Here is a 26,769-nt window from a genome sequence, read left to right as displayed (position 1 = left end):
TTCCTGTCGCACTCGATGTTCGGCAGCTCGAACCGGCCGTCCGCGAAGCGCATGCGCGCGGCGGCCGAGCGCTTCAAGCAGCTCGCCCCGGACGTGGAGTGCGACGGCGAGATGCACGGGGATGCGGCGCTGTCGCAGGAGCTGCGCGAGCGGCTGCTGCCCGAGCAGGGCACGCTCACGGGCGAGGCCAACCTGCTGGTGCTCCCGAACATCGACGCCGCGAACATCCTCTTCAACGTGCTGAAGATGACCGGCGGCCACGGCGTAACGGTGGGCCCGGTGCTGCTGGGTGCGGCCAAGCCCGCGCACATCCTCACGCCCTCGGCCACGGTGCGGCGCATCATCAACATGACGGCGCTGGCCGTGGCGGACGTGGCCGAGGCCGCTGCCGCGCAGGGCGCCTGAAGTCCGGGCCGCCTGCCGGGAAATCGCCATTTCCCGGCGTGGCGGCCCGGCGGGTCACCGCCGCGCCGCCACGTCGGTCACCACGCCCCGGAGCGCGGCGAAGTTCACCGGCTTGCCCAGGTGCCCGTTGGCTCCCGCTTCGCGGGCCTGGGAGACGTCGCTGTCCAGGCAATGCGCCGACACGGCCCAGACCGGCGTGCGGCCCGCGGCGCCGGGCAGCGCGCGGATGCCCCGCGTGGCCTGCAGCCCGCTGATGCCCGGCATCTCGGTGTCCATCAGCACCAGGTCGATGCCGCCGGCCGCCACGCGCCGCACGGCGTCCTGGCCGCCGGGCACGGTCTCGGCCTCATGGCCCCAGTGGCCCAGCAGCATGCGCAGCAGCTCGCGGTTGGCAGGCACGTCGTCCACGACCAGCACCCGCAATGCGGACGCGGCACGGTCCGCCGCGCCCCTGCACGGCTGGTCGTCGGAGAGTTCGGAATGGACGAACGGCAAACACATGCCGCCAGCATGCCCAAGCCCGAAACCGACTGAAACGCAGGAATGCCGCAACGGCGCGGCTTCGTGTCACGCGCGCGGCCAAAACGTGCGTTCTGCCCTGTAGCAGGCACAGCGCCGCGCGGCCCGTTCGCGCCGGGGCCGCGTCTTCGGATACCTTTCAGCGGCCCGTGACGATGCCGTCCACCACGTCGCGCAGCGCCTCGAACATCACCGGCTTGCTCAGGTGGCCGTTGGCGCCGCAGGCCCGGGCCTGGGCCACGTCGTGGTCCAGCGAATGGGCCGACACGGCCCACACCGGGGTCTGGCCGGCGCCGCCGGGCAGCGCGCGAATGTCCTGCGTGGCCCGCAGCCCGCTGATGCCCGGCAACTCCAGGTCCATCAGCACCAGGTCGATGCCGCCGGCGGCCACGCGCTGCACGGCTTCGCGACCGCAAGCGGTCGATTCGGTCTCATGGCCCCAGTTTTCCAGCAGCATGCACAGCAGCTCACAGTTGGCGTGCACGTCGTCCACCACCAGCACGCGCAGCGTGCGCGACATCGCGGCCGGATCGTCCGGCATCAGGGTGGAGGAGAGGGGCGTCAGGTGCAGCATGGCGCCAGCATGCCTGCCGGACACCGTGGCAAATGTCCTGCAGCGGTCACAGTCTCCCAGTGGTGTCATGCGAGCACCACTTTTGTGCATTTTTCAACGGGTGGGAGCGGGCTTTCGGCAGGCTGACGACGGCGCCGGGGGCGGCTGTCCGGAATGCGGACCGGATGGTGGCGGGTTCAGGCCAGCGCCTTCCAGATGTTGAACAGGCTGATGCCGGTGACCAGGCAGCCCACGATGGTCATGAGCGTGCGCGCCTGGAGCGTGCGGCACAGCAGGGCCGCGAAAGGCGCGGCGAAAAGGCCGCCGAACACCAGGCCGGCCACCGTCAGCCAGGTGCCTGGCTCGCCGGCGAGCACGATGAAGGCAGTGGCGCCCGAGAGCGTGAGGAAGAACTCGGCGAAGTTGACCGAGCCGATGGTGGTGCGCGGGTCGCCGCCGGCGCCGATTAGGTTGCTCGTCACCACCGGCCCCCAGCCGCCGCCGCCCGCGGCATCCACGAAGCCGCCGAACAGCGCCAGCTTGGCCACGTGCTTGGGCTGCGACCGGCGCTGCTGGCGGTGGCGCCAGGCCTTGCGCAGGATGTAGAGGCCCATGATCACCAGGTAGGCGGAGATGAAGGGCTTCATCGCGTTGCCGTCCACCTGCGTCACCAGCACCGCGCCCAGGACCGCGCCCAGGATGCCGGGTATGAGCAGGCGCAGGAACAGCGACTTGTTGACGTTGCCCAGCTTCAGGTGCGCGATGCCCGACATGCCGGTGGTGAACACCTCGGCGATGTGGACGCTGGCGCTGGCCATGGCGGGCGAGGCGCCGGTGGAGAGCAGGAAGGTGGTGGCCGTGACGCCGTAGGCCATGCCCAGCGCGCCGTCCACCACCTGCGCCAGCAGGCCCACGCCCACGGCGGTCCAGAAGGTGCTGCTGTGCAGCGTGTCCTGCACGATGCGCAGTCCGCCCGCCAGGCCGTGGTCGCCGAAGAAGAGCCGCCACGCCAGGTAGGACACCAGGCCGCACAGGATCGACACCGCCGCCCACAGCGCGATGCGCAGCTCGGGATGGTCGTCCGGGTGGTGCGACAGGGACGAGTCGTCGGCCGCTGCCGCCAGGGGCGGCTGCGGGGTGCCCAGCGGCGGGGCGGTGATCTCCAGGGGGCGGGCGTCCATGAGCTCTTTCGGAGAGCCCGGCAGGCTGGATATGCCGGGCGCGATGATGCGGAAACGCCAAGGTAATAAGCCGCCCGGTGCTTCGCCTACGAAGCATTCAGTGCTTTCTTATGCGGTTTCCATGCTTGTAAGGCACCGCTACCAGGGCAGCACGGCATTAGCAAATGCTTGCGACAGGGTCGGCAGGGATCGGGCAGTCCGGGGCGAAGGAAAGGGGCAGCGCGGGGACCGGAGGGCCGCGCCCCCGGCTTCGGGGGCCATGCCGATGCGTGCACAACCGGTGTGCCGGGCGGCAAACGGCCTGCGGACGGCGGCTTGTGTCTCCCGGTTCACGCCGTGTCACGCGCGGCGCCTTGCCGAAGCGGCATGCGGATTGCACTCTTTGGGGGCGGACCGGCCGCTGTCGGCCGGGCCGGTGGCGGGTAGGCTTGCGAAGTCCGATCCGGGCCTGTTCCCGGGGGCGGCTGCACGGCCTGCACGGCGTCCGCAACGCGGTTATGGGTGGCGGTCGCGCCGGGCCGGCGCCGCTCCGGCCCATTCCAGTGACCGCATGAACGATAAACACCGCTCCGAGCGGCCCTTTTCGGTCGCCGACCTCGGCCCCGCCGCCGGCGCGGGGCCGGAGGCCATCGTGCCCGGGCTGCCGGCCGACTTCCGCGCGCTGTTCGAAGCCACGCCCACGCCGCTGCTGGTGCTGGGCGCGCCGGGGCTGCGCATCGTGGCGGTCAACGACGCCTACCTGGAGGCCACGCGCACCCGGCGCGAGGCACTGGTGGGGCAGCTGCTGTTCGAGGCCTTCCCGGACGACCCGTCCGATGCCGAGGCCACCGGCATGCGCAACCTGCGTGCCTCGCTGCAGCGCGTGCTGGCCACGCGGCGCACCGACGTGATGTCGTTGCAGCACTACCCGATCCGCCGTCCCGCGCACGATGGCGGCGGTTTCGAGGAGCGCTGGTGGAGCCCGATCAACACCCCGGTGCTGGACCGCCACGGCGAGGTGGCGCTGATCATCCACCGCGTCGAGGACATGACCGAGGTGGTGCGCCAGCACGACGAGGAGGCGGCGCAGTCGCTGCTGCCGCTGGAGCCGCAGATGCTGATCGCGCGGCTGCGTGCCGAGAGCCTGGCCGCCGGGCGGGCGCAGGCGGCGCTGCGCGCCAGCGAGGCGCGGCTGGCGCTGATCTTCGAGCGCGCGCAGGTGGGGCTGTCGGAGATCGCGGCGGACGGGCGCTTCCTGCGCGTCAACCCGGAGCTGGCGCGCATCGTCGCCCGGCCGGTGCACGAGGTGCTGCGTCTTAACGTCGCCGACGTGACCCACCCGGACGACCTCGCGGCCACGGCGCGGGTGGTGTCGCGCGTGCTGGCCGAGGGCGGATCGGTCACGCTGGACAAGCGCTACCTGCGGCCCGACGGCAGCTTCGTGCATGCCCAGAGCAGCGTGAGCCGGCTCGACGCCGAGGACGGCAGCGGCGCGCCGCGGCTGCTGGCCGTGACCATGGACCTGAGCGCGCGCCGCCAGGCCGAGGCCGCGCAGCGCGAGAGCGAGCAGCGGCTGCGCGCCGTGGTGGACCTGGTGCCCGACCTGCTGTGGAGCAACGACACCGAGGGGCACGTGGACTGGTTCAACCGGCGCTGGAGCGAGTACACCGGGCTGGACGAGAGCGCGTCGCGGGGCACCGGCTGGATGGCCGCGATCCACCCCGACGACCTGGCCGACACGCGCGCGCGCTGGCGCCAGGGGCTGCAGGAACAGCGCTCCCTGGAGCACGAGCACCGCATCCGCCGCCACGACGGGCAGTACCGCTGGCACCTGGTCCGCACCGAGCCCATGCGCGGCGCCGACGCCCGCGTGGAGCGCTGGTTCGGCTCGGCCACCGACGTGCACGAGCAGCGCGGCGCGCTGGAGCTGCTGGAGCGGCGCGTGCAGCAGCGCACGGTGGAGCTGCGCACGGTGCTCAACAGCGCCGCCAGCGCCATCGTCGCCACCGACCTCGCCGGGCGCATCACCACGCTCAACCCGGCTGCCGAGGACCTGCTGCGGCTGCCGGCGGCGCAGGCCTCGGGACGCTCGGTGCGCGACTTCATCGACCGGCGCACGCTGCGCCGGCGCATCCGCGGGCTGCCGCCGGAGGTGCGCCGCGCGCTGTGGCCGCCGGTGCAGCCCAAGGACCGGCGCCGCTGGCCGGCGGTGCCCGGCGGCGAGTGGCTGCTGGCGCGCGCCGACGGCAGCCGCTTCCCGGCGCTGCTCAACATCAGCGTGCTGCGCGACGACGCGGGGCAGCCCACGGGCTTCCTGGGCGTGATCACGGACCTGAGCGAGCGCAAGCGCCTGGAGCAGGCGTTGCGCCAGCGCACCGCGCAGGCCGAGGCCGCCAACCATGCCAAGAGCGCCTTCCTGGCGCACATGAGCCACGAGTTCCGCACCCCGCTCAATGCCGTGATCGGGCTGAGCCACCTGCTCGCGCGCATGGAGATGCCCGAGCGCGCGCTGAACTTCGTGCGCCACATCGAGCAGGGCGGCGAGCAACTGCTCGCGCTCATCAACGACGTGCTCGACCTCTCGCGCATCGAGGCCGGCGAGATGCGGCTGGAGCAGGTGCCCTTCGACCTGGCCGAGCTGCTGGAGGCGGCTTGCGCGCTGGTGCGGCCGCAGGCCGATGCCAAGGGCTTGTCGCTGCACCTGGACGCGTTGCCCGGGCTGCCGGCGCGGCTGCGCGGCGATCCGCTGCGATTGAAACAGGTGCTCATCAACCTGCTGGGCAACGCCGTGAAGTTCACCGAGGCCGGCAGCGTGACGCTGCGCGTGCGCGAGCTCTCTCGCACCGACGGCCACGCGCGGCTGGACCTGGAGGTGATCGACACCGGCATCGGCATCGCGCCGGAGGCGCAGGCGCACATCTTCGAGCCCTTCACCCAGGCCGACAGCTCCACCACGCGGCGCTTCGGCGGCACGGGGCTGGGCCTGTCCATCGTGCGCCGGCTGGTGGCGATGATGGACGGCGAGCTGCACCTGGTCAGCAAGCCGGGCCAGGGCAGCACCTTCGGCGTGACGGTGGAGCTGGAGATCGTCGAGTAGCCGCGCCGCGGCGGCGGGACGGACGGAAATCCGTCCGTCCGGCGCGCCCAGGCGTCGGATAAGCGTCGGACAGGCGCCGCCATTCCGTGCGCGCGCCGGCGCCGCCGACGCCGCCGACACCGCATTTCCCATGTGAATCAGGCACTTGGCGTGGTGCGGCGGCATGGCCGTCGCACTGGCACGCTCCCTGCGATGGAGGCGGCATCCCGAACCCCGTCCCCGGAGTCCCGCCCGATGCCTTCCCGTCCCCGCTCCCGGCGCCTGCTGCCGTGGCTGCTGCTCCTCACGTGGGTGCTGCCGCCTCTGCTGGCCCTGCTCGGCGCGGCGCCGGCGCGGGCGCAGGAGCTGGGCGGCACGCTGGAGCGCATCGCGCAGACCGGCACCATCAACCTCGGTCACCGCGAGTACGCCGTGCCGTTCTCGTACTACGACGACCGCAAGCAGGTCACGGGCTACTCGCACGAGCTGATGCTGCGGCTGCTCGACGGCATCAAGGCCGAGCTGAAGCTGCCGGCGCTCACGCTGCGGCTGGTGCCGGTGACGGCGCAGAACCGCATCCCGCTGGTGCAGAACGGCACCGTGGACCTGGAATGCGCCGCCACCTCGCACACGGCCGAGCGCGAGCGCCAGGTGGCCTTCTCGCACTCCATCTTCGTGGTCGGCATCCGGCTGCTGGTGCACAAGGACTCGGGCGTCAACGACTTCGCCGACCTGGAAGGCCGGCGCGTGGCGGTGATTGCCGGCACCACTTCCGAGCGGCTGCTGCACACCTGGAACGAGAGCCACGGCCGGCGCGCCAAGGTGCTGCTGGCGCGCGACCAGGGCGACGCCTTCCGGCTGCTGGAGGAGGGGGAGGCGCAGGCCGTGATCCATGACGACGCGCTGCTGCACGCCCAGCGCGCCAAGGCCCGCAAGCCCGAGGACTGGCGCGTGGTCGGCACGCCGCTGGCGTCAGAGGTGTACGCCTGCATGCTGCGCAAGGGCGATGCCGCCTTCAAGGCCGTGGTGGACCGCGGCCTGGAACGGCTCATGCGCTCGGGCGAGGCGCTGCGCCTCTACCAGCGCTGGTTCCAGAAGCCCATCCCGCCCAGGGGCCTGAACCTGAACTGGCCGCCCTCGGAGCCGCTGCTGCAGCTCTACCGCAACCCCAACGACCGGCTGCCCGGGTAGCAGCCCACCGTCACCGCGCACCGCGCCCGCGGCCAGCCGCCGCAGGTGCCGCCAAAGGCTGGCCCCCGCCGCACCAGGGTGAGGGGCGGCCACCTTCCGATACCAAAGCAACCACCCCGGAGACCCGTCCCATGAAGCTCGTGAATCTCTCCCGCCCGCTGGCCGCCGCGCTGCTGGGCCTGGCGCTGGCCGCGTCGGCGCACGCACAGCAGGCCCAGGCCCCGTCGCAGGTCGTGATCCTGGCCACCGGCGGCACCATCGCCGGCGCGGGTGCCAGCGCCGCCAACAGCGCCACCTACCAGGCGGCCAAGGTGCCGGTGGACAAGCTCATCGCCAGCGTGCCCGAGATCGGCCAGCTCGCCAGCCTGCGCGGCGAGCAGGTGTTCCAGATCGCCTCGGAAAGCTTCACCGACGAGCACCTGCTGACGCTGGCGCGCCGCGTGGCGGCGCTGGCGAAACAGAACGACGTGGACGGCATCGTCATCACGCACGGCACCGACACGCTGGAGGAGACCGCCTTCTTCCTGAACCTGGTCGTGCCCACCGACAAGCCGGTGGTGCTGGTCGGCTCGATGCGGCCGAGCACGGCGCTGTCGGCCGATGGCGCGCTGAACCTGTACAACGCCGTGGCCACCGCGGCCGACCGCGCCTCGCGCGGCAAGGGCGTGCTGGTGGTGATGAACGACGAGATCCACTCGGGCCGCGACGTGAGCAAGGCCGTCAACATCCGTACCGAGGCCTTCAAGAGCCCGTGGGGCGCGCTGGGCATGGTGGTGGAGGGCAAGACCTACTGGTTCCGCGCCCCGGTCAAGCGCCACACCGTCAACAGCGAGTTCAACATCGACGCGATCCGGGCGCCGCTGCCGACGGTGGGCATCGCCTACGGCAGCGGCAACGCCAGCGACGTGGCCTACAAGGCGCTGGCCGCCGGCGGCGCCAAGGCGCTGATCCATGCCGGCACGGGCAACGGCTCGATGTCGGCGCAGGTGGTGCCGGCGCTGCGCGAGCTGCGCGCCAAGGGCGTGCAGATCGTGCGCTCCACGCGCGTGGGCGGCGGCGGCTTCGTGCTGCGCAACGCCGAGCAGCCCGACGACCAGTACGACTGGGTCGTGGCGCATGACCTGAACCCGCAGAAGGCCCGCATCCTGGCCGCGCTGGCGCTCACCCGCACGACGGACGCGCGCGAGGTGCAGCGGTTTTTCATGGAGTACTGACAGCGGTTGGCGCCGGCCGGAGTTGCAACGCAGGTGATGCGGCGCATCCCGCCAGCCGACGCGCTACGCACCCCGCCCCGTCATTCCGGCGAAAGCCGGAATCCACGCGCACCGACACGGTGGAATAGCTGACGCGGGCATGTGCGGGCATCGGCCAGCGTGGCACCGCGGCGATCGTGGATTCCGGCTTTCGCCGGAATGACGACGTTTTTTCTCCGGCCTGCGTTTCGTCGCTCGTGCCGCTACTGGATCTGGCCTGCGCATCACGTCGCGCGTGCCAACCGTGAACGATTGAATAGAGGAGTACACACGTGTCCTGGGACTGGCAAGTCTTCTGCAAGAGCACGCTGGGTGACGAGGCGAGCGCGAGCTGCTTCGGCCAGGGCGGCGACATCACCTACCTGGACTGGCTGCTGTCGGCCTGGGGCTGGACGCTCTCGGTTTCGGCGCTGGCGCTGGTCGTCGCGCTCGCAACCGGCATCCTCATCGGCATCCTGCGCACGCTGCCCTCTGCGCCGTGGCGCTGGTTCGGCAATGCCTGGACGGAGCTGTTCCGCAACATCCCGCTGCTGGTGCAGATCTTCATGTGGTACCACGTGCTGCCGCAGCTCATCCCCAGCCTGCAGCAGCTGCCCAGCCTGGTGCTGGTGGTGTTCGCGCTGGGCTTCTTCACCTCGGCGCGGGTGTCGGAGCAGGTCAAGGCCGGCATCCTGGCGCTGCCGCGCGGGCAGCGCATGGCGGGCCTGGCCATGGGCCTGAGCCTGGCCCAGACCTACCGCCACGTGCTGCTGCCCATGGCGCTGCGCATCGTGGTGCCGCCGCTGACCAGCGAGAGCATGAACATCATCAAGAACTCGGCCGTGGCCTTCGCCGTGTCGGTGGCCGAGCTGACCATGTTCGCGATGCAGGCGCAGGAGGAAACCTCGCGCGGCGTCGAGATCTACCTGGCCGTGACGGGCCTGTACTTCGTGTCGGCGCTGGTGGTGAATCGCGTCGCCAGCCTGATCGAGCGCGCGGTGCGCGTGCCCGGCCTCGTGACTGCGGGAGCCAAGTGATGCAACTGGACTTCTCCTTCCTCACCGGCGACGTGCTGGTGGACTACGTCGCGCGCGGCTTCGCCTTTTCGCTGCAGCTCACGCTGGTGGCCATGCTCGGCGGCATCGCGCTGGGCACGGTGCTGGCGCTGATGCGCCTCTCGGGCAAGCCCTGGCTGGCGCTGCCCGCGGCGGCCTACGTCAACACCATGCGCAGCGTGCCGCTGGTCATGGTGATCCTGTGGTTCTTCCTGCTGGTGCCGCTGCTGCTGGGCCGCACGCTGGGCGCGGAGGTGTCGGCCATCGTCACCTTCACGCTGTTCGAGGCAGCCTACTACTCGGAGATCATGCGCGCGGGCATCCAGAGCGTGCCGCGCGGGCAGGTGTACGCCAGCCAGGCCATGGGCATGACCTACCGCCAGAGCATGACGCTGGTGGTGCTGCCGCAGGCCTTCCGCAACATGCTGCCGGTGCTGCTGACGCAGACCATCGTGCTGTTCCAGGACACGAGCCTGGTCTATGCCATCGGCGCCTACGACCTGCTCAAGGGCTTCGAGGTCGCCGGCAAGAACTTCAACCGGCCGATGGAGACGTACTTTGTCGCCGCCGCCGTCTACTTCACCATCTCCTTCAGCCTGTCCATGCTCGTCAAGCGGCTGCAGGCCCGCATCGCCATCATCCGTTGAGGAGGCACCGTCATGATCAAGATCAGCAACGTCAGCAAGTGGTACGGCAGCTTCCAGGTGCTCACCGACTGCACCACCCACATCGAGAAGGGTGAGGTGGTGGTGGTGTGCGGCCCCTCGGGCTCGGGCAAGTCCACCCTCATCAAGACCGTCAACGCGCTGGAGCCGATCCAGAAGGGCGACATCATCGTCAACGGCGTGAGCATCGCCGACCCGAAGACGAACCTGCCCAAGCTGCGCAGCCACGTCGGCATGGTGTTCCAGCACTTCGAGCTCTTTCCGCACCTGTCGGTGACGGACAACCTGACGCTGGCGCAGATCAAGGTGCTGGGCCGCAACAAGGACGACGCCTACAAGCGCGGCCTGAAGATGCTGGAGCGCGTGGGCCTGCTCGCGCACAAGGACAAGTTCCCGGGGCAGCTCTCGGGCGGCCAGCAGCAGCGCGTGGCCATCGCCCGGGCGCTGTCGATGGACCCGATCGTGATGCTCTTCGACGAGCCGACCTCGGCGCTCGACCCGGAGATGGTCGGCGAGGTGCTGGACGTGATGGTGCAGCTGGCCAACGAGGGCATGACCATGATGTGCGTGACGCACGAGATGGGCTTCGCGCGCAAGGTCAGCCACCGCGTGATCTTCATGGACCAGGGCCGCATCATCGAGGACTGCACCAAGCAGGATTTCTTCGGCAACCCGGAAGCGCGCTCGCCGCGGGCCAAGGAGTTCCTGTCGAAGATCCTGCAGCACTGAGCAGCGGGAAACCTACTTCCCGCTTTCGCGCACTGCGGTCCGGAGATCGTGGACAGGACGCCGGCCGAAGGCTGACACGTCACGCCTACTACTTCGTCATCCCCGCGCAGGCGGGGATCCAGGCGGTCCCCAGGCAGCCGGTAGCTGGTCGGCCGGCTCATCAAGGCTCAAGGCACGGCAGGCGCTGCGCATCAACTGGCGGCTGGCTTGGGGACCGCCTGGATTCCCGCCTTCGCGGGAATGACGAAGCGGGGTGCGGGCCACGTGTGCCAACAGGCTGCCGGCCTTCGCCAGTTTCCCTGGACAGCAGTGCGCTTGCGCCGGAATGACGACGCAGTGGCTGGAGACCTCCGCATCGTCACGCCGGCGTGCCACATCAACAAGTTCAACCCCGGTGCCCTCCCGGCATGACCGACACTCCCGCCTGCCCGCCACCAGCAGTCACGGCGCAACCCGGCATGCCTTTCCCCTCCGACGCGTCCCCGCCCGCGCCGCGCCTCTCCGGCCGGCGCCGGCTGCTGCTGGGCGTGGCGGCGCTGGCGGTGGTGCTGGGCAGCGGCTGGCTCGGCTTTCACATCGCGCGCCAGGTGGCGACGGCGTCGCTGCGCGCCGAGGCCAGCCACCGGCTGGACCTGTTCGCCATGGCGGTGCAGGGCATCGTCAAGCGGCTGGAGCACGTGCCGGCCACGGTGCAGCTGAATCCGGAGATCCTCGCGCTGCTGCGCGAGCCCGAGGCCGGCGCGCGCGCGGCCGTGGCCAACGCCTACCTGCGCCGGCTCAACGCGCACGTGGACAGCATCTCGGTGTTCGTGCTCGACGAGCGCGGCACGGTGCTGGCTTCCAGCAACGCCGCCGACGGCGACGACAGCCTGGTGGGCCAGGACCTGTCGTTCCGGCCGTATTTCCTGGAGGCGCTCTCCGGCCGCGTCGGGCGGCACTTCGCCATCGGCATCCAGCACGGCGAGCCGGGCTACTACGTGTCGCACCCGATCCGCGACGGCGCGCGCGTGGTGGGCGTGGCGGTCATCAAGATCGGGCTGCGCGCAGTGGACGAGGCCTGGCCCACGCTGGGCGCGCCGGCGCTGCTGGCCGACGCCAACCAGGTCGTGATCCTGTCCTCCGAGCCGGCGTGGCGCTATACGGCGCTGGTCGAGCCGACGCTGGAGCAGCGCGTGGATGCGCAGATCAGCCGCCTCTACGGCGAGCAGCCGCTGGCGCCCTTTCCGCTGCCGGTGCGGCTGCGCTTCGACGAGGACGGGCAGGTCATCGACGGCACGGTGGACGGCGGCGCCTCGCCGCGCGAGCAGCTGCTGCGCACGCCCATGCTGCTGTTCGGCCGCAGCATCGACGGCATGAACTGGCGGCTGCTGACCTTCCTGGACCTGCGCGCGGCGCGCAGCCAGGCGCTGGAGGCGGCCTTCCTGTCGGCGCTGGCCGCCGGCTTCCTGGTGCTGCTGGCGCTGTTCCTGGGCGCGCGCCGCTCCATCGTGCGCCAGCGCCTGGAGTCGCAGCGGCTGCTGCAGCAGGCCAACGCCAACCTGGAGCAGAAGGTGGCGCGGCGTACGCGCGTGCTCACCGACACCAACGCCCGGCTGCGCCGCGAGGTGGCCGAGCGCGAGCAGGCCGAGCAGACGCTGCGCTCCGCGCAAGATGAACTGGTCCAGGCCGCCAAGCTGGCCGTGGTGGGGCAGCTCGCCGCCGGCATCACCCACGAGCTGACGCAGCCGCTGGGCGCCATCCGCACCCTCTCGGGCAACGCCGCGGAATTCCTGCGCCGCGGCAACCTGCAGGCGGTGGCGGGCAACCTGGACATGGTGGCGCGGCTGTCGGACCAGATGGGCGAGATCATCCAGCCGCTCAAGGCCTTCGCCCGGAAATCGCCGGCCGTGCCGGTGCGCTGCGACGTGGCGCTGGCGCTGCGCAACGCCCTGTTCCTGTTCCAGCAGCGCATCGCCAAGGAGGGCGTGGCGCTGCACGACGACAGCGAGGTGGGGCAGGTGTTCGCCTGGTGCGACCAGAACCGGCTGGAGCAGGTGCTGATCAACCTGATCGCCAACGCGCTCGACGCGATGAAGGACGCGCCGCACCGGGCGCTGACGCTGGCGGCGGCGCTGGACGCGTCGGCCGAGCCGGCGGAAGTGCGCATCGACGTGCTCGACACCGGCAGCGGCTTCGCCGCGCCGACGCTGGAGCGGCTGTTCGAGCCCTTCTTCACCACCAAGCCCGCGGGCGCCGGGCTGGGCCTCGGCCTGGTGATCTCGCGCGACATCGCGCGCGACTTCAAGGGCGAGCTGGAAGCCGCCAACCGCCCCGAGGGCGGCGCGCGGCTGACGCTGCGGCTGCCGGCCGCTCCTGACCCCGCCCCCGACAATCCCGTGGACCATGAACGCTGAACTGACCGTCCTGCTCGTCGAAGACGACCTCCACATGCAGATCGCCTGCGTGCAGGCGCTGCAGCTCGCCGGGCTGGCGGTGCAGGCCGTGGGCTCGGCCGAGGAGGCGTTGCCGCGGCTGGAGGCCGGCTTTCCCGGCGTGGTGGTGACCGACATGCGGCTGCCGCGCGCCGACGGCTTGAGCCTGGTGCGGCGCTGCCGCGAGCTCGACGCCGGGCTGCCGGCGATCATGATCACCGGCCATGGCGACGTGAGCCTGGCGGTGGAGGCGATGCGCAGCGGCGCCTACGACTTCATCACGAAACCGTTCTCGCCCGAGCAGCTGGTGGAGGTGGTGAAGCGCGCGCTGGAGAAGCGGGCGCTGACGCTGGAGGTGGCCTCGCTGCGGCGCGCGCTGCAGGGCCGCAGCGAAGTGGAGGCGCGCATCGTCGGGCGCTCGCCGCAGATCGAGCGCGTGCGCCGGCTGGTGAGCGACGTGGCCGACTCGCCGGTGGACGTGCTCATCCGCGGCGAGACCGGTACTGGCAAGGAGGTGGTGGCGCAGGCGCTGCACGCGCTGTCGCAACGGCGCGGCGCTCCCTTCGTGGCGCTGAACTGCGGCGGCCTGCCCGACAACCTGCTCGACAGCGAGCTGTTCGGCCACGAGGCCGGCGCCTTCACCGGGGCGCAAAGGCGGCGCATCGGCAAGATCGAGCATGCCTCGGGTGGCACGCTGTTCCTCGACGAGCTGGAGAGCATGCCGCTGGGCGTGCAGGTGAAGCTGCTGCGGGTGCTGCAGGAGCGGGTGGTGGAGCGTCTCGGCTCGAACGCGCCGCAACCGGTGGACGTGCGCGTGGTGGCCGCGACCAAGGACGATTTACTCCTGCGGGCCAGGCAGGGCTCGTTTCGCGCCGACCTGGTGTACCGGCTCAACGTGGTGACCATCGAGCTGCCACCGCTGCGCGAGCGGCGCGAGGACATCCCGCTGCTGCTGGAGCATTTCATGCTGCTGGCCGCCAGCCGCTACGGGCGGCCGCAGCCGGAAGTAACGACGCAGCAGCTGCACCGCCTGATGGCGCACGACTGGCCGGGCAACGTGCGCGAGCTGCGCAACGTGGCGGACTGCCTGGTGCTGGGCGTGCGCGCCAGCGTGCCTGGGCTGGATGCCGCCGCGCCGGCCGCCGTGGCCGAGGGCGAGAACGGCGGCGTGTCGCTGGTGGAGAGCGTCGAGGGCTACGAGCGCAGCCTGATCCGCGCCGAGCTGCAGCGCCAGGGCGGCAACATCGCGCGCAGCGCCAAGGCGCTGCGGATTCCGAAGACGACGCTCAACGACAAGATCCGCAAGTACGGGCTGCAGGGCAGCGAGTAGGGCGCTGCCGCGGCGCCGGCGTCAGCCGCCTTCCTGGTCGCTGGCCATGCCGCCGGCGCCCAGGTATTCCTTGATCTTGTCGATGTTCGGCCCCACCGCCTGCACGGCGCCCTGCAGCGCCTCGTCGGTGGTGCCCAGTGCCTTGCTCCAGCGCTGGAGGGCAGCGGGGTCATGAACATCGACGTGCTGTTGCGAGTCGGAGTCTTGGGCGGCTTGGGTTTCCTGGGTCATGGTGGCCTCCGTTCGTGAGTGAGTGGTGTGAAGGTTGGGCAAATCGGGTTCCCACGCCGGCCTGCCCATCAAATCAAGGTGGGGGCTTTCGGTGGTATGGTGATCATCAGGTTTCATTGAATTGAACCGGCCGCAGTCAGAATGATTTGTGTCGGAGAACTCATGCTTGAAGTCAATATGGGGAATGTGAAGGCATTTGCTGTAAATATTCTGGCCGTCAGTGGGTCATTGTGTTTTTCGGGCCTTTCCCAGGCCGCCGACCCCTCCAGCCTCACCTTCTCCCACCACGACTGGGAACTCGCCTGCGACAACACCCGCACCTGCCGCGCCGCGGGTTACCAGAGTGACGACCAGCAATGGCCGGTCTCGGTATTGTTCACCCGCAAGGCCGGCCCGAACCAGCCTGTCACGGCGCAATTGCAGGTGGCCGGCGCGCCGGACAACGCGGAATTCGAGAAACAGGGTTTTCCGCTGCAGCTGTCCATGAAAATCAACGGGCAGCCGCAGGGCCAGGTTTCCATGCCAGCCGACAAGCCGGCCGACCTGTCCCCGGCGCAGACCGCCGCGCTGCTGGCGGCGCTCAGCAAGACAAGCACCATCGAGTGGAGTGCCGGCAAGTACCGCTGGCAGCTTTCCGACAAGGGCGCCTCGGCAGTGCTGCTGAAAATGGACGATTTCCAGAAACGCGTGGGCACCACCGGTGCGCTGGTGAAGAAGGGGGCTGCGGGAGAGGATTCGGTATTGCCGCCGCTGCCCGTACCGGTCATAAAAGCCGCGCCGCTGGCGACGGCGCGCCCGGACGATGCGCAGTGGCTGGCAAGGCATTCCAGGGTTTTATTGCCCGCCCTGCGTGCCACCGTGAAAAGCCAGGGCGACGAGTGCCAGGACTTGATCGAGCCGCGCGACGGCGCGCCGGAATTGCAGGCCGAGCGCCTGTCCGATTCGAAAATGCTGGTCAGCACCCGCTGCTGGTTGGCCGCCTACAACGCGGGCAGCGGTTTCTGGGTCGTCAACGACAAGCCGCCGTTCCAGCCCGAATTGGTCACGACTTCCGGATCGGATCACGGGAAGGGCGTGATTGCCGCCGGACAAAAGGGCCGCGGCATCGGCGACTGCTGGTCGAACCAGGAATGGACCTGGGACGGCCGGCGGTTCGTCCACACCCGTGAATCGACCAGCGGCCAGTGCAGGCTGTTTCCTGGCGGCGCATGGGATTTGCCGACCTTGGTTATCGACGTGCGGCGTTGAGGAGGCCCTGGGGGCTTACACGATTCTCGGGCGAGGAATAGGAAAGTCCTGCAACGCCAACTGCCCCCAAAGCTTCATTTCGGCAAAAGCCCAAAGCCTGGCGTCTAACGATCAGGTGCGCCCGCTGCTCCAATGTTTTCCAAGGGCCCGAGCGGACGTGCTGCTCGATGTCGTCCTGGGTTGGGGTCATGAGAAATTCCTGACCACTTCTTCCCATTGCGCCACCGCTGGCGCGCCGGCAGCCAGCGTTTCTTCATAAAGCCGTTGCGCGGACTGCAGTGAGGCCCCGGCTTCACGCACGCATGCCAGCAGGGTCTGGGGACTGGACTCGACGAACAGCGACGCCAGGAGCGGACCAGCCTGCTCGCCCGCGGCGGCGAGCGAGCCCGTGCGCAGCGCCAGGGCAAGGTCCGCTGGCTTCACCAGGGGCCCGACCGGGGCGTTCAAATGCCCCGCGGCGAGCTCCAGGTGCATGTTCGTCGGCCAGCGCTTCATGAAATGGATTCTGGCCGAAGCCAAGGAGCCTTACGTCTCCCAAGCCGCCACCTCCTCCGCCGCCCGCATCCCCGCGATGCGCCGCGTCTGCAGCAGCCGCAGCTGCTGCGTCAGTTGCGACTTGAGCGTCGCCGGCATGGTCTTGAAGGTGTTGACCATCTGGTACGGGTCCACGCGCAGGTCGTAGTACTCGCCGAAGCCGTAGTTCCACAGCACCAGCACCTTGTCGTCGGCGGTGCGCAGGCCGCGGTAGCTCTGCCAGCGGCCGTTGACCTCCGGCGGCTGGCTCTCTAGCAGCAGCGAGCGGCGCCAGCGCGCCGGCGCCTGGCCCCGCAGGTAGGGCACCAGCGAGCGCCCGTCCACGAAGCCCGCCGGCCGCGCGCCGCCCAGTTCGGCCAGCGTCGAGGCGACGTCCACGTTGGCCGTGAGCGCCCGCACCTGCCGCCCGGCCGGGATGCCCGGGCCGCGCGCCACCAGCGGGATGCGGATGCTCTCCTCGTAGGGCCGCGTCTTGTTGCTCGGGATGCGGTGCTCGCCGTTGAAGTAGCCGTTGTCCGAGGTGAAGAACACGTAGGTGTTGGACAGCGTGCCCGTCTCGGCCAGGGTGTTGACCAGCGCCGCCATCAGGTCGTCCAGCGCCTGCGCGCACTGGCGCCGGTGCCGGTACTGCGCGTCGATGCGCTTCATCGCCGTCTCGTTCAGCAGCGGCAGGCTGCGCAGCCAGCCCGGCTTGTCGCTCACGTCGGCCTCGTTGTAGTTGGGCGGACGCGGCGCTTTCACGCCTGGAAACAGCGGCTTGTAGCGCGGCGGCGGGATGGTCGGCCCGTGCGGCAGGAAGGGCGTGACCACCAGCAGGAAGGGCTTGCCGTCCGGCGCGGCCGCGGCCTCGCGCAGGAAGCGCACGGCGCGCGCCTGCATCACGTCGTGGAAATGGTCCGCCGCGGCGCTGCCGAAGCTCAGCGCCACGCCGTTGTCGTTGACGCTGTAGTTGTATTGCCCGTACTCGTTGCCGCCGTTGGGCACGAACCAGGTGTCCCAGCCGGGCGGGACGTACAGCGGCCCGGATTCCGGGGACGGGTAGGTGTTGAGGTACTTGCCCATCAGCGCGGTGCGGTAGCCCGCGGCCTTGAGCCAGGTGGCGTAGGTCGAGCTCTCCAGCCCGTCCAGGAAGAACTTTTCGAAGCCGCCGTAGGGGCCCTGGTTGTCCACGATGCCGGTGCTCTTGCCGAACTGGCCGCGCAGCATGGTCGCGCGCGAGGGGCCGCACAGCGACAGGCTCACGAAGTGGTTCATGAACTGCACGCCCTGGTCCGTGACCAGCGCGCGCAGCTGCGCCATGTGCGTGTGCAGCTCGTAGTCCAGGTCGTCGGCGACGACGAAGACGATGTTGGGCTTGCCGGGCGCCGCCGCTGCGGGCAGCGCCTGCGCCAGGCCGGCCGCGGGCAGCGCCAGCGCCAGGCGGCGGCGGGACAGGTCCACGGGGGCGCCTTCGGGCCGCGGTGATGTCTCGTCCAGGGAATCCATGTCGGTCGGTCCTTTGCGGGCTCCGGGTGGGTACGGGGGAGCGGTGGTGGGCCATCGCGCGGCGGCCGCGGCGGCGCCGTTCAGGCCGTCACGGCCTCTTCCTCGAGGCGCCGCAGCGCGGCGCCCCGGGCGGTCTTGAGCGCTTCCACCCGGGCGCGCAGCGCCGCCTTGAGCGCCGCGGGCATCGAGTAGTAGGCGTTGGTCATCTGCTCGGGGTCGGTGCGCATGTCGTAGTACTCGCCGAAGCCGTAGTTCCACAGCACGAAGGTCTGGCGCGTGGCGGTGCGCAGCCCGGCGTAGGACTGGTAGATGCTGTTGACCTCCGGCGGCTGGCTCTCCAGCAGCAGCGAGCGGCGCCAGCGCGCCGGCGGCGCGCCGCTGAAGAGCGGGCGCAGCGAGCGCCCGTCCACGAAGGCCGGCGGCGCCACGCCGGCCAGCGCGGCGAAGGTGGGCGCGAAGTCGGCGTTGCAGCTGAGCTCGCGCACCACGCGCCCGGCCGGGATGCCCGGCCCGCGCACCACCAGCGGCGCGCGGATGGCCGGCTCGTAGGGGCGGCGCTTGTCGCCGGGGATGCGGTGCTCGCCCATGAAGAAGCCGTTGTCCGAGGTGAAGAAGACGTAGGTGTTGTCGAGCTGGCCGCTGTTGCGCAGCGCCGTGACCAGGCTGGCCACCATGTCGTCGATGGCCTGCGCCGCCTGGCGGCGCTTGCGGTAGTGGAAGTCGAGCCGGCCCAGCGCGGCGCCGTCCATCAGCGGCGTGCGCTGCAGCCACACCGGCTTGTCGCTCACGTCGGCCTCGTTGAAGGACGGCGAGCGCGGCGCGCGCACGCCCTCGAACAGGCCGCGGTAGCGCGGCGGCGCGATGCAGGGCCCGTGCGGCAGGAACGGCGCCACGACCAGGAAGAACGGCCGCGACGGCGCGTCGCGCCCGGCCTGGCGCACGAAGCGCAGCGCGCGGTCCGTCATCACGTCGTGGAAATGGTCCTCCGCGGCGCGGCCGAAGGCGCGCTCGACGCCGTCGTCGTTGACCGTGTAATCGGTCTGCGTGTAGTAGGTGCCGCCGTTGGGCACGAACCAGGTGTCCCAGCCGGGCGGGATGTGCAGCGCGCCCGACTCCGGCGACGGGTAGTTGTTGAGGTACTTGCCCATCATCGCCGTGCGGTAGCCCGCGGCCCGCAGCCAGGAGGCGTAGGTGGAGGCCTCCAGCCCGTCGAGGAAGAATTTCTCGAAGCCGCCGTAGGGGCCGATGTTGTTGGTGATGCCGCTGTTGTGCGCGAACTGCCCGCGCAGCATGGTCGCGCGCGAGGGGCAGCACAGCGTCAGGCTGATGAAGTGCGCGCCGAACTCCATGCCGGGCTCGGTCACCAGGCGGCGCAGCTTGCCCATGTGCGTGAACAGCCGGTAGTCCATGTCGTCCACGACGATGAACAGGATGTTGGGCCGCCCCCCGCCCGGCGGCGCCGCCGCCAGCGGCCCGGCCAGCCCGGCCGCCGGCAGCGCCATCGCCAGACGCCGGCGCGTCAGGTTCACAGCCTGCGCGCCGCGCGTCGCGCCACGGCCGTCGCGGATTCTCCTCAGCGGTTTCACGGCGTTGCTTCCTTTCCCGGGACCGGTGCCCCCGGGACACCGGCGGCTCGACGGCCACATTTCCGGGCCGCCCGGTGACGGTCAATGAAGCAATCGAAACGTCTGTCTTCGATTGCAGCGCCGCCTTGACAGCACGGAAAAGGGCAAGGAAAAGCGGCACGAAAACTGCCCCAGGCGCCAGATTGATCAATTCAAGGCAATTACCCCGGGGAAAATGAAATATTCGTTGGGAAAATCGGCAGCCGGCGCGCTGCTGGGGGCGGTCGCGCTGCTGGCGGCCGGCGGCTGCACCACGGCGCCGCTGGTGCAGAGCGCGGTGTCGGCCAACCTGGTGCAGGAGGAGGCGCACAACCGGCTGCTGGCGCTCAACATCGCGCGGGCCGCGCTGCGCATGCCCATGCACTTCACGCAGGTCAGCGCGGTGCGCTCCGCCCCGTACGGCTTCGGGCTGGGCGTGCCGGGCCTCGGCGCGGAATTCGGCCTGGGCGGCGACGCGGCCAGCACGCTGCTGCTGCGGCCCTCGCTGTCAGGCACGCAGAACGTGGACGTCACGGTGCTCAACGAGCAGGACTTCTTTCGCGGCATCACCACGCCGCTGAGGCCGGCGCTGCTGCTGTATTACCTCGACCAGGGCTGGCCGCGCTCGGTGGTGCTGCCGATGTTCGTGCAGTCCATCGAGTTCTTCGACGAGGGCAACCGGCTGCAGGAGCGGGTGCGCAACTCGCCCACGGGGGGGCCGGAGTTCGAGCGCTTCACGGCGCTGCTGGCCTCGCTGTTCCACTGCCAGATCGAAGGCGCCTCCACCGGCGAGTTCGTCTACTACACCGCCCCGCTGCCGGGCGAGCGGCTGCGCGACGTGGCCGCGGCCGCCGCCGCGCGCACGGCCGGGCTGGTGCCCGTGGCCGGCGGCAAGGTGGTCAACAGCGCCGAGGAGGCCGCGGGCGGCTTCAGCCTGGCGGCGGACAACGGCGAGCTGAGCCTGTCCATGGTCAACCAGCCCGGCAGCGGCGACTGCGAGCGCCTGAAGTTCAAGACCGGCGCCGCGCGCGACCAGGCGCGCGAGGTGTCGGCCACGGTGGCCACCAGCCGCGCCGGCGTGGAGCGGCCGGAAGGGCAGGCCCGCGCGCCGGCGGCCGGGGCCGGGGCCGGGGCCGCGTCGCCGCAGCGCGTCAACGCCCGGCTGGTGCTGCGCTCGCCCGAGGCCATGGTCTATTACCTGGGCGAGATCGCGCGGGTGCAGAACGAGACCGGCCGCCCGGTGCGCTTCCCCAACTCGGCCAGCCGCGACGCCGACTTCGTGCTCTTCGACATGCCCACCGCCGCCGCGCCGGTGCGCGAGGCCTTCCGCTTCGACTACCAGGGCAGCACCTGGCACGTGCCGGCCTACGCGCCGGACAACCGCAGCGTGCACGCGCTGTCGCTGCTGACGCAGATCCTGGGCCTGCAGAACCGCGGCACCACCTCGCCGGCCACGGCCAACGTGCGCATCGTGCAGTGAAGGCACGCCCGGGCCCGCGAAGGAAGTGAACTGCTGCCGCGAACATTGCACGCTTTGCGCGGCGCTTCGGCCTGATGTGCCTCGGACCGGGCCGACGCGCAGGCATGCTTCGTCTCCCGAGCCATTCGCGGGCGCCTTCCGGGCCGCTCCTGCATTCCTGCCTTCCATGACCTCCGTGATCGACCACCTGGCGGAGCTGACCGGCCACCGCGACCGCGAGCACGCCGACGCGCTGCTGCTCGATGCGCTGTGGGAGCTGCTTCAGCCGCTGTCGGTGGCGCTGCACCGCGGCCTGGGCGAAGGCGGCGGCGCGCCCTGGACCACGGTGCTGCGCCGTGGCGCCGCCGGCGCGCCGCAGCGCGGCCGGCCGGCCGCCCCGGCGCCGGACTGGCCCCTGGCCGGGGCCTGCGCCGAGTGCCTGCGCGAGCAGCGCATCGTCGAGGCGGAATCCGGCGGCCACGGCGCGCCGGCGGTGACGCTGCTGCCGCTGCAGGTGGGCGCGCAGGTGCTGGGCGTGGCCGAACTGCACACGCACGCGCCGCTGGGCGCGGCGCTGCAGCGCACGGCGCAGGCCATCGCGCGGCTGTACGGCAACTTCCTGGCGCTGCTGGACTACGGCCAGCGCGACGCCCTCACCGGGCTGTTCAACCGCAAGACCTTCGACGACAGCTTCATGCGCGTGGTGCTGCGCGGCGTCGGCGTGCCGGCCGAGGGCGAAGGCGAGGGCGAGGGCGAGCTGGCGGCGCCGCAGCGCTGCTTCCTGGCCGCCCTGGACCTGGACCATTTCAAGCGCGTCAACGACAACTTCGGCCACCTCATCGGCGACGAGGTGCTGATGCTCACCGCGCGCGTCATGCGCTCGGTGCTGCAGCTCGACGACGGGCTGTTCCGCTTCGGCGGCGAGGAGTTCGTGGTGCTGCTCGACGCCCCGGACGAGGCGGCGGCGCACGCGCAGCTGGAGCGGCTGCGCCAGGCGGTGGCGCGCCACGACTACCCGCAGGTGGGCCGCGTCACGCTGAGCATCGGCTTCACCGAGGTGCGGGCCGAGGACCTGCCGACCACCGCCATGGAGCGCGCCGACCGCGCGCTCTACCGCGCCAAAGACAGCGGGCGCGACTGCGTCGTCGGCCCCGCGGCGCTGGCCGCGGCCGGGCTGATGGAAGTGATCGCGCACGAAAGCCACGTCGATTTCTTCTGAGGCCGCCGCCGGCCTTCCCCGCGGCTGCCTTCCCGGGATGTGCCGGCCTTTTCCCGCGAGTTGGCACGCCGGCCCGGCCCGGCCCCCATCCCGGGGCGCTGCCGGCGCGCCGGGGTACGGCGCTTGCCAGGGCCCTCGATCAACACATCGGGGGAGCCCATGTCCGAAGCCCATCCCAGCCCCGGCGTTCAGGTCGCCGAGGAAGGCCAGCCCTTCCCGCGCGGCGCAACCTTCACCGGCGAGGGCGTCAACTTCGCGCTCTTTTCGGCCCACGCCACGCGTGTGGAGCTGTGCATCTACGACGACAGCGGCGAGCACGAGACGGCCCGCTGGCTGCTGCCGGAGTACACCGACGAGGTCTGGCACGGCTTCGTGCCCGGGCTGCAGCCCGGCGCGCGCTACGGCTACCGCGTGCACGGCCCCTACGCGCCGCTGGAGGGGCACCGCTTCAACCCCAACAAGCTGCTGCTCGACCCCTACGCCAAGGCTGTGATGGGCGAGCTGCGCTGGGCGCCGGAGCTCTTCGGCTACACGCTGGGCCACCCCGACGGCGACCTGAGCTTCGACGAGCGCGACAGCGCCCCCTTCATGCCCAAGAGCGTGGTGGTGGACTCGCGCTTCCAGTGGCGCCAGCCGCTGCGCGGCAAGCGCGTGCCCTGGGACCGCACCGTGCTGTACGAGCTGCACGCGCGCGGCTTCACCATGCGCCACCCCGGCGTGCCCGAAGAGCTGCGCGGCACCTTCGCCGGGCTGGCGCAGGACGTGGTGCTGGACCGCATCCGCGACCTGGGCGTCACCAGCATCGAGCTGCTGCCCATCCACATGCACGTGAGCCAGCAGACGCTCCTGGACAAAGGCCTGGCCAACTTCTGGGGCTACGACACGCTGGGTTTCTTCGCGCTGCACCCGGCCTACATGGCCGGGCCGTGGATCGACGAGTTCAAGGAGCTGGTGGACCGCGTGCACGCGCGCGGCCTGGAGCTGATCCTGGACGTGGTCTACAACCACACGCCCGAAGGCAACGAGCTGGGCCCGACGCTGTGCTTCAAGGGCATCGACAACGCCAGCTACTACCGGCTCATGCCCGACGAGCCGCGGTACTACATCAACGACACCGGCACCGGCAACACGCTCAACCTGAGCCACCCGCGCGTGCTGCAGATGGTCACGGACAGCCTGCGCTACTGGGCCTCCGAGATGCACGTGGACGGCTTCCGCTTCGACCTGGCCACCATCCTGGGGCGCGAGCCGCACGGCTTCGACGAGGGCGGCGGCTTCCTCGACAGCTGCCTGCAGGACCCGGTGCTCTCCAGCGTCAAGCTCATCGCCGAGCCCTGGGACTGCGGCCCCGGCGGCTACCAGGTCGGCGGCTTCCCGCCGGGCTGGGCCGAGTGGAACGACCGCTTCCGCGACACGGTGCGCGCCTTCTGGAAGGGCGACGAGGGGCAGGCCGCGGCGCTGTCGTGCTGCCTGGCCGCCAGCGCCGACCGCTTCAAGCGCCGCGGGCGCCGGCCCTGGGCCAGCGTCAACTTCATCACCGCGCACGACGGCTTCACGCTGGCCGACCTGGTTTCCTACAACGACAAGCACAACGACGCCAACGGCGAGGACAACCGCGACGGGCACTCCGACAACCGCTCCTGGAACTGCGGCGCGGAAGGGCCCACCGATGACGCCGAGGTGCTGGAGCTGCGCGCGCGCCAGCAGCGCAACCTGCTGGCGACGCTGCTGCTGTCGCAGGGCACGCCGATGCTGCTGGCCGGCGACGAGTTCGGGCGCACCCAGCAGGGCAACAACAACGCCTACTGCCAGGACAACGACATCTCCTGGGTGCAGTGGGACGCGCTTGGCGAGGCCGGCTGCGCGCTCGAAGGCTTTACAAGGCGGGTGCTGGCCTTGCGCTCGCGCTACCCGGTGCTGCGGCGCGGTCGCTTCCTCAGCGGCGACCCGGTAGCCGCGGAAGGCGTCGAGGGGGAAGTGAAGGCCGTGACCTGGCTGGCGCCCGACGGCGCGGAGATGGACGCCGGGCACTGGGACGACCCGAACACGCGCTGCTTCGGCATGCTCATCGACGGCCGCGCGCCGGCCAGCGCCGTGCCGCGCGCCGCGCACGACGCCAGCGTGCTGCTGCTGCTCAACGCCTGGCACGAGCCCATCGACTTCGCGCTGCCGCCGCATCCCCGGGAGGGCGAGGGCGGGCGCTGGCTGAAGGTGCTCGACACCATGGCGCCGGACGGCGAGGCGCAGGACGTGGCGGCCGACGAGCCGCTCACGCTGGGCGGGCGCTCGGTGGTGGTGCTGGCGAGCGGGGAGTGAGAGGGAAGCACCGCAAAGGCTGAAACTTCCTTTTCATCCCTGCAACGGCGTATGGCTCCGCGGGACCGTGGAAGGAATGCCGGTAGGCGATGGGCACGGGCAGTCCGCACCCTGCTTCGTCATTCCCGCGAAGGCGGGAATCCAGGCGGCCCCTGAGTCATCCGTAGGCCAATGCGCAACGCCGGCCGTGCCTTGGGCCTCGGTATTCCGACCGATCTGCTTTCGGCTGCCTGGGGGCCGCCTGGATCCCCGCCTGCGCGGGGATGACGAAACAGCAGGCGCGGCGTGTCAGCATTCGGCTGGCGCCTTTTCCGGTTTCCCCAACAGCCGCGCCCCTCAGGCCGCCGCGCAAGGCCGCCCGCAGCTTCCGCCCGCGCCCGGCAGCCCCTGCATCTCCTGTAGCAGGATCGCCGTGGAGATGTCCTCGAATTCCTCCACGTCGAGGCTGCGCGTGTAGTCGAAGCCCCACTTGCGGAACAGCGGGCGCCAGTAGGCCTCGCCGGCCGGGGTGAAGGTCAGCAGCCCGTCGTCGTCGATGGCGTACTGGATCTCGCCGGGCAACACGTGGTCGGCGAACTCCGAGACGGACAGGGCGGGACGGGAAGCGCTGGGGTGGAGGTTCATGCTCATGGTGCAGTGCCTACGTTGGAGCCCGCAGTGTGGGCGGGTGCCGCGGGCGGCGGTGCCGTCCGGCGCCGACACGCCGCGTAGGCGACTTCCCACAAGCGGCGTCAGGCAAGTTCCCGGGGGCATGCGGGATTCCCGCATGCACGCCGTGGCACGCCTCGACGGCCACCCTCCCCCTCGTCACCGCTGCGCTGCCAGGGCCGCGATTTTGTAGTTACGATAAGTCGTGCAGATCGAATACGACGCCGACAAGCGGGCGCGCACGCTGGCTGAGCGCGAACTGGATTTCGACGATTCGCCGGAGGTCTTCGCCGGTCCGACGCGCAGCGCGCCCGACACGCGTCTGGACTACGGAGAGCCGCGTGTCATCACCTTCGGGATGCTGCGCGGTCGCATGGTCTGCTTGGTCTGGACACCGCGCGGCGCGGCTCGCCGCATCATTTCCATGAGGTACGCCAATGAGCGCGAAATCGCCCGCCACCAAGCAGCCCTGGGTTGATCCGGACGATGCGCCGGAGCTGGACGAGGAGTTCTTCAGGAAGGCGGATCACAAGATCGGCGAGCGCCCGGTATCGCGCGAGGAGTACGCGGCGGCCGTCAAGGCCGCGACGAAGCTGGGACGACCGAAGCTGGAGCGGCCCAAGCAGTCGGTCACCGTGCGTTATGACGCCGACGTGATCGAGGCGTTCAAGGCCACCGGCCCGGGCTGGCAGACGCGCATGAACGAAGCACTGCGCGACTGGCTTCGGTCCCACCCCGGCGGGTCGTCCCAGGCACGCTGAACGCCCGCGCCGCGCCGACCCTTCACAACACCATCAGTTCCTGCTTCTCGGCCGGCGGCGGAAACAGCGCCTCCAGATCGGCCAGCGCCTGCGCGTCCAGCGCCAGCTCCGCGGCCGCCGCGTTGTCGCGCAGGTGCGGCTCGCGCACGGCCTTGGGGATGGCGACCGTGTCGCCGCGCTGCAGCAGCCAGGCCAGCGCCAGCTGCGCCGGCGTGGCGCCCAGGCGCTGCGCGATCGGCAGCAGCTCCGGCTCCGCGGCCAGCGCGCCCTGGTCGATGGGGCAGTAGGCCATCACCGGCATCCGGTGCGCGCGCATCCACGGCACCAGGTCGAACTCGATGCCGCGCTGCGACAGCGAGTAGTACACCTGGTTCACCGCGCAGGCCGGCCCGCCCGGCACCTGCCACAGCGCGCGCATCTCGCGCGTGTCGAAGTTGCTCACGCCCCAGTGCGTGATCCGCCCTGCCGACTGCAGCGCCTCGAAGGCGGCGACCGTGTCGCGCAGCGGGTGCGAGCCGGGCCAGTGCAGCAGGTACAGGTCGATGCGGTCGAGCTGCAGCCGGCGCAGGCTGCGCTCGCAGGCCTGCGGCAGCCCCTGGCGGCTGGCGTTGTGCGGATAGACCTTGCTGACGACGGTGAGCTCCTCGCGCCGCACGTCGCCGGCGCGCAGCGCCTCGGCCAGCGCCTGGCCCAGCACCTCCTCGGCACCGCCCTCGCCGTACATCTCCGCGGTGTCGAAGAGCCGCACGCCCAGCTCGATGGCGCGGCGCACCGCGCGGACCTCGTCGGCCCGGGTGGGCGCCGACTCGCCGTAATGCCAGGTGCCCAGGCCGAGGGCAGGCAGCGGGGTGCCGCTGGGGAGGGTGACGGTGCGCATGGGCGGTCTCCGGGTTGAAGGGCTGCGACAGCGCCGCATCGTAGTCGCCGCGCCCGGCCCC

At 70.9% G+C, this 26,769-nt stretch carries 24 protein-coding genes; 15 read left to right on the top strand and 9 right to left on the bottom strand.

What is annotated here, in order from left to right; translation table 11 throughout:
* Positions 1–405: phosphate acyltransferase (locus FJ694_RS25085; protein ID WP_259373178.1), on the top strand; the 405-nt coding region annotated here is incomplete at its 5' end.
* A gap of 54 nt (positions 406–459) precedes the next feature.
* Here FJ694_RS25085 and FJ694_RS25080 read toward each other — a convergent pair.
* The 3 genes from FJ694_RS25080 to FJ694_RS25070 all read right to left on the bottom strand — a co-directional run bounded on the left by FJ694_RS25080 (position 460) and on the right by FJ694_RS25070 (position 2,658).
* A complete protein-coding gene (locus FJ694_RS25080; RefSeq protein ID WP_198320982.1) occupies positions 460–906 on the bottom strand; it encodes a response regulator in 447 nt (148 codons plus the stop codon).
* Positions 907–1,063: 157 nt separating this feature from the next.
* A complete protein-coding gene (locus FJ694_RS25075; protein WP_157270052.1) occupies positions 1,064–1,498 on the bottom strand; it encodes a response regulator in 435 nt (144 codons plus the stop codon).
* A 176-nt stretch (positions 1,499–1,674) separates the two neighbouring features.
* Positions 1,675–2,658: a sulfite exporter TauE/SafE family protein gene (locus FJ694_RS25070; protein ID WP_157270051.1), complete on the bottom strand. Its 984-nt coding sequence runs from the start codon at positions 2,656–2,658 to the stop codon at positions 1,675–1,677.
* Positions 2,659–3,208: 550 nt separating this feature from the next.
* Here FJ694_RS25070 and FJ694_RS25065 point away from each other — a divergent pair.
* From FJ694_RS25065 to FJ694_RS25030, 8 genes are all read left to right on the top strand, one after another.
* The gene (locus tag FJ694_RS25065; RefSeq protein ID WP_198320981.1) at positions 3,209–5,734 is read left to right on the top strand and encodes a PAS domain S-box protein; all 2,526 of its coding nucleotides are present in this window, start codon (positions 3,209–3,211) and stop codon (positions 5,732–5,734) included.
* A gap of 234 nt (positions 5,735–5,968) precedes the next feature.
* Positions 5,969–6,904: a transporter substrate-binding domain-containing protein gene (locus FJ694_RS25060; protein WP_157270049.1), complete on the top strand. Its 936-nt coding sequence runs from the start codon at positions 5,969–5,971 to the stop codon at positions 6,902–6,904.
* Positions 6,905–7,035: 131 nt separating this feature from the next.
* Positions 7,036–8,118 (top strand): asparaginase, encoded by a 1,083-nt coding sequence (locus FJ694_RS25055; protein WP_157270048.1) that lies wholly within the window; start codon positions 7,036–7,038, stop codon positions 8,116–8,118.
* Between the two features lie 311 nt (positions 8,119–8,429).
* Complete coding sequence (locus FJ694_RS25050; RefSeq protein ID WP_157270047.1) at positions 8,430–9,173, top strand: amino acid ABC transporter permease; 744 nt, start codon at positions 8,430–8,432, stop codon at positions 9,171–9,173.
* Positions 9,173–9,838 carry an amino acid ABC transporter permease gene (locus FJ694_RS25045; RefSeq protein WP_157270046.1) on the top strand — a complete coding sequence of 222 codons (666 nt, stop codon included), beginning with the start codon at positions 9,173–9,175 and terminating at the stop codon, positions 9,836–9,838. The genes FJ694_RS25050 and FJ694_RS25045 overlap by 1 nt, the downstream gene beginning before the upstream one ends.
* Positions 9,839–9,850: 12 nt before the next feature.
* Positions 9,851–10,585 carry an amino acid ABC transporter ATP-binding protein gene (locus FJ694_RS25040; RefSeq protein ID WP_157270045.1) on the top strand — a complete coding sequence of 245 codons (735 nt, stop codon included), beginning with the start codon at positions 9,851–9,853 and terminating at the stop codon, positions 10,583–10,585.
* A gap of 458 nt (positions 10,586–11,043) precedes the next feature.
* Complete coding sequence (locus FJ694_RS25035; protein WP_157270044.1) at positions 11,044–12,978, top strand: sensor histidine kinase; 1,935 nt, start codon at positions 11,044–11,046, stop codon at positions 12,976–12,978.
* A complete protein-coding gene (locus FJ694_RS25030; protein WP_157270043.1) occupies positions 12,968–14,326 on the top strand; it encodes a sigma-54-dependent transcriptional regulator in 1,359 nt (452 codons plus the stop codon). The genes FJ694_RS25035 and FJ694_RS25030 overlap by 11 nt, the downstream gene beginning before the upstream one ends.
* Before the next feature lie 21 nt (positions 14,327–14,347).
* Here the strand turns inward: FJ694_RS25030 and FJ694_RS25025 are convergent, their stop codons facing one another.
* Positions 14,348–14,557 (bottom strand): DUF3606 domain-containing protein, encoded by a 210-nt coding sequence (locus FJ694_RS25025; protein ID WP_157270042.1) that lies wholly within the window; start codon positions 14,555–14,557, stop codon positions 14,348–14,350.
* A gap of 162 nt (positions 14,558–14,719) precedes the next feature.
* Here FJ694_RS25025 and FJ694_RS25020 point away from each other — a divergent pair, with 162 nt between their 5' ends.
* The gene (locus FJ694_RS25020) at positions 14,720–15,805 is read left to right on the top strand and encodes a DUF1176 domain-containing protein (RefSeq protein WP_198320980.1); all 1,086 of its coding nucleotides are present in this window, start codon (positions 14,720–14,722) and stop codon (positions 15,803–15,805) included.
* Between the two features lie 186 nt (positions 15,806–15,991).
* On the opposite strand, the gene FJ694_RS25015 is transcribed toward FJ694_RS25020, so the two are convergent.
* The 3 genes from FJ694_RS25015 to FJ694_RS25005 form a co-directional block, all read right to left on the bottom strand.
* A complete protein-coding gene (locus FJ694_RS25015; protein ID WP_232540216.1) occupies positions 15,992–16,300 on the bottom strand; it encodes a hypothetical protein in 309 nt (102 codons plus the stop codon).
* Positions 16,301–16,330: 30 nt separating this feature from the next.
* Entirely contained in the window at positions 16,331–17,824 is a 1,494-nt protein-coding gene (locus tag FJ694_RS25010) for a sulfatase family protein (RefSeq protein WP_157270041.1), read from the bottom strand.
* A gap of 80 nt (positions 17,825–17,904) precedes the next feature.
* Positions 17,905–19,410, bottom strand: a complete 1,506-nt coding sequence (locus tag FJ694_RS25005) for a sulfatase family protein (protein ID WP_157270040.1) — start codon at positions 19,408–19,410, stop codon at positions 17,905–17,907.
* A gap of 226 nt (positions 19,411–19,636) precedes the next feature.
* On the opposite strand from FJ694_RS25005, the gene FJ694_RS25000 reads away from it, so the two are divergent.
* From FJ694_RS25000 to glgX, 3 genes are all read left to right on the top strand, one after another.
* A complete protein-coding gene (locus FJ694_RS25000) occupies positions 19,637–20,908 on the top strand; it encodes a hypothetical protein (RefSeq protein ID WP_157270039.1) in 1,272 nt (423 codons plus the stop codon).
* A gap of 166 nt (positions 20,909–21,074) precedes the next feature.
* Positions 21,075–22,106, top strand: coding sequence for a GGDEF domain-containing protein (locus tag FJ694_RS24995; RefSeq protein ID WP_157270038.1), 1,032 nt, complete (start codon positions 21,075–21,077; stop codon positions 22,104–22,106).
* A gap of 159 nt (positions 22,107–22,265) precedes the next feature.
* Positions 22,266–24,422, top strand: coding sequence for a glycogen debranching protein GlgX (gene glgX, locus FJ694_RS24990; protein WP_157270037.1), 2,157 nt, complete (start codon positions 22,266–22,268; stop codon positions 24,420–24,422).
* A gap of 336 nt (positions 24,423–24,758) precedes the next feature.
* Here the strand turns inward: glgX and FJ694_RS24985 are convergent, their stop codons facing one another.
* On the bottom strand, positions 24,759–25,052 hold the full coding sequence (locus FJ694_RS24985; protein WP_157270036.1) for a hypothetical protein: 294 nt from the start codon (positions 25,050–25,052) through the stop codon (positions 24,759–24,761).
* A 223-nt stretch (positions 25,053–25,275) separates the two neighbouring features.
* On the opposite strand from FJ694_RS24985, the gene FJ694_RS24980 reads away from it, so the two are divergent.
* Entirely contained in the window at positions 25,276–25,548 is a 273-nt protein-coding gene (locus tag FJ694_RS24980; RefSeq protein WP_157270035.1) for a BrnT family toxin, read from the top strand.
* Positions 25,508–25,831: a BrnA antitoxin family protein gene (locus FJ694_RS24975; protein ID WP_157270034.1), complete on the top strand. Its 324-nt coding sequence runs from the start codon at positions 25,508–25,510 to the stop codon at positions 25,829–25,831. Before FJ694_RS24980 ends, FJ694_RS24975 begins: the two co-directional genes overlap by 41 nt.
* A 22-nt stretch (positions 25,832–25,853) precedes the next feature.
* Here the strand turns inward: FJ694_RS24975 and FJ694_RS24970 are convergent, their stop codons facing one another.
* Positions 25,854–26,708, bottom strand: a complete 855-nt coding sequence (locus FJ694_RS24970) for an aldo/keto reductase (RefSeq protein WP_157270033.1) — start codon at positions 26,706–26,708, stop codon at positions 25,854–25,856.
* Positions 26,709–26,769: the final 61 nt, after the last annotated feature.

This window comes from Azohydromonas aeria (assembly GCF_009760915.1).
Classification (GTDB): domain Bacteria; phylum Pseudomonadota; class Gammaproteobacteria; order Burkholderiales; family Burkholderiaceae_C; genus Azohydromonas; species Azohydromonas aeria.
Note: the sequence above shows the minus strand (reverse complement) of the source record. Positions and strands in the feature narration are given on the sequence as shown.

What these genes read in the sequence shown, in the direction of transcription:
- FJ694_RS25080 (WP_198320982.1), bottom strand. Translation starts at nt 906, where the DNA reads ATGTGTTTGCCGTTCGTCCATTCCGAACTCTCCGACGACCAGCCGTGC.
- FJ694_RS25075 (WP_157270052.1), bottom strand. Translation starts at nt 1,498, where the DNA reads ATGCTGCACCTGACGCCCCTCTCCTCCACCCTGATGCCGGACGATCCG.
- FJ694_RS25070 (WP_157270051.1), bottom strand. Translation starts at nt 2,658, where the DNA reads ATGGACGCCCGCCCCCTGGAGATCACCGCCCCGCCGCTGGGCACCCCG.
- FJ694_RS25065 (WP_198320981.1), top strand. Translation starts at nt 3,209, where the DNA reads ATGAACGATAAACACCGCTCCGAGCGGCCCTTTTCGGTCGCCGACCTC.
- FJ694_RS25060 (WP_157270049.1), top strand. Translation starts at nt 5,969, where the DNA reads ATGCCTTCCCGTCCCCGCTCCCGGCGCCTGCTGCCGTGGCTGCTGCTC.
- FJ694_RS25055 (WP_157270048.1), top strand. Translation starts at nt 7,036, where the DNA reads ATGAAGCTCGTGAATCTCTCCCGCCCGCTGGCCGCCGCGCTGCTGGGC.
- FJ694_RS25045 (WP_157270046.1), top strand. Translation starts at nt 9,173, where the DNA reads ATGCAACTGGACTTCTCCTTCCTCACCGGCGACGTGCTGGTGGACTAC.
- FJ694_RS25040 (WP_157270045.1), top strand. Translation starts at nt 9,851, where the DNA reads ATGATCAAGATCAGCAACGTCAGCAAGTGGTACGGCAGCTTCCAGGTG.
- FJ694_RS25035 (WP_157270044.1), top strand. Translation starts at nt 11,044, where the DNA reads ATGCCTTTCCCCTCCGACGCGTCCCCGCCCGCGCCGCGCCTCTCCGGC.
- FJ694_RS25030 (WP_157270043.1), top strand. Translation starts at nt 12,968, where the DNA reads ATGAACGCTGAACTGACCGTCCTGCTCGTCGAAGACGACCTCCACATG.
- FJ694_RS25025 (WP_157270042.1), bottom strand. Translation starts at nt 14,557, where the DNA reads ATGACCCAGGAAACCCAAGCCGCCCAAGACTCCGACTCGCAACAGCAC.
- FJ694_RS25020 (WP_198320980.1), top strand. Translation starts at nt 14,720, where the DNA reads ATGCTTGAAGTCAATATGGGGAATGTGAAGGCATTTGCTGTAAATATT.
- FJ694_RS25015 (WP_232540216.1), bottom strand. Translation starts at nt 16,300, where the DNA reads ATGAAGCGCTGGCCGACGAACATGCACCTGGAGCTCGCCGCGGGGCAT.
- FJ694_RS25010 (WP_157270041.1), bottom strand. Translation starts at nt 17,824, where the DNA reads ATGGATTCCCTGGACGAGACATCACCGCGGCCCGAAGGCGCCCCCGTG.
- FJ694_RS24995 (WP_157270038.1), top strand. Translation starts at nt 21,075, where the DNA reads ATGACCTCCGTGATCGACCACCTGGCGGAGCTGACCGGCCACCGCGAC.
- glgX (WP_157270037.1), top strand. Translation starts at nt 22,266, where the DNA reads ATGTCCGAAGCCCATCCCAGCCCCGGCGTTCAGGTCGCCGAGGAAGGC.
- FJ694_RS24985 (WP_157270036.1), bottom strand. Translation starts at nt 25,052, where the DNA reads ATGAGCATGAACCTCCACCCCAGCGCTTCCCGTCCCGCCCTGTCCGTC.
- FJ694_RS24975 (WP_157270034.1), top strand. Translation starts at nt 25,508, where the DNA reads ATGAGCGCGAAATCGCCCGCCACCAAGCAGCCCTGGGTTGATCCGGAC.
- FJ694_RS24970 (WP_157270033.1), bottom strand. Translation starts at nt 26,708, where the DNA reads ATGCGCACCGTCACCCTCCCCAGCGGCACCCCGCTGCCTGCCCTCGGC.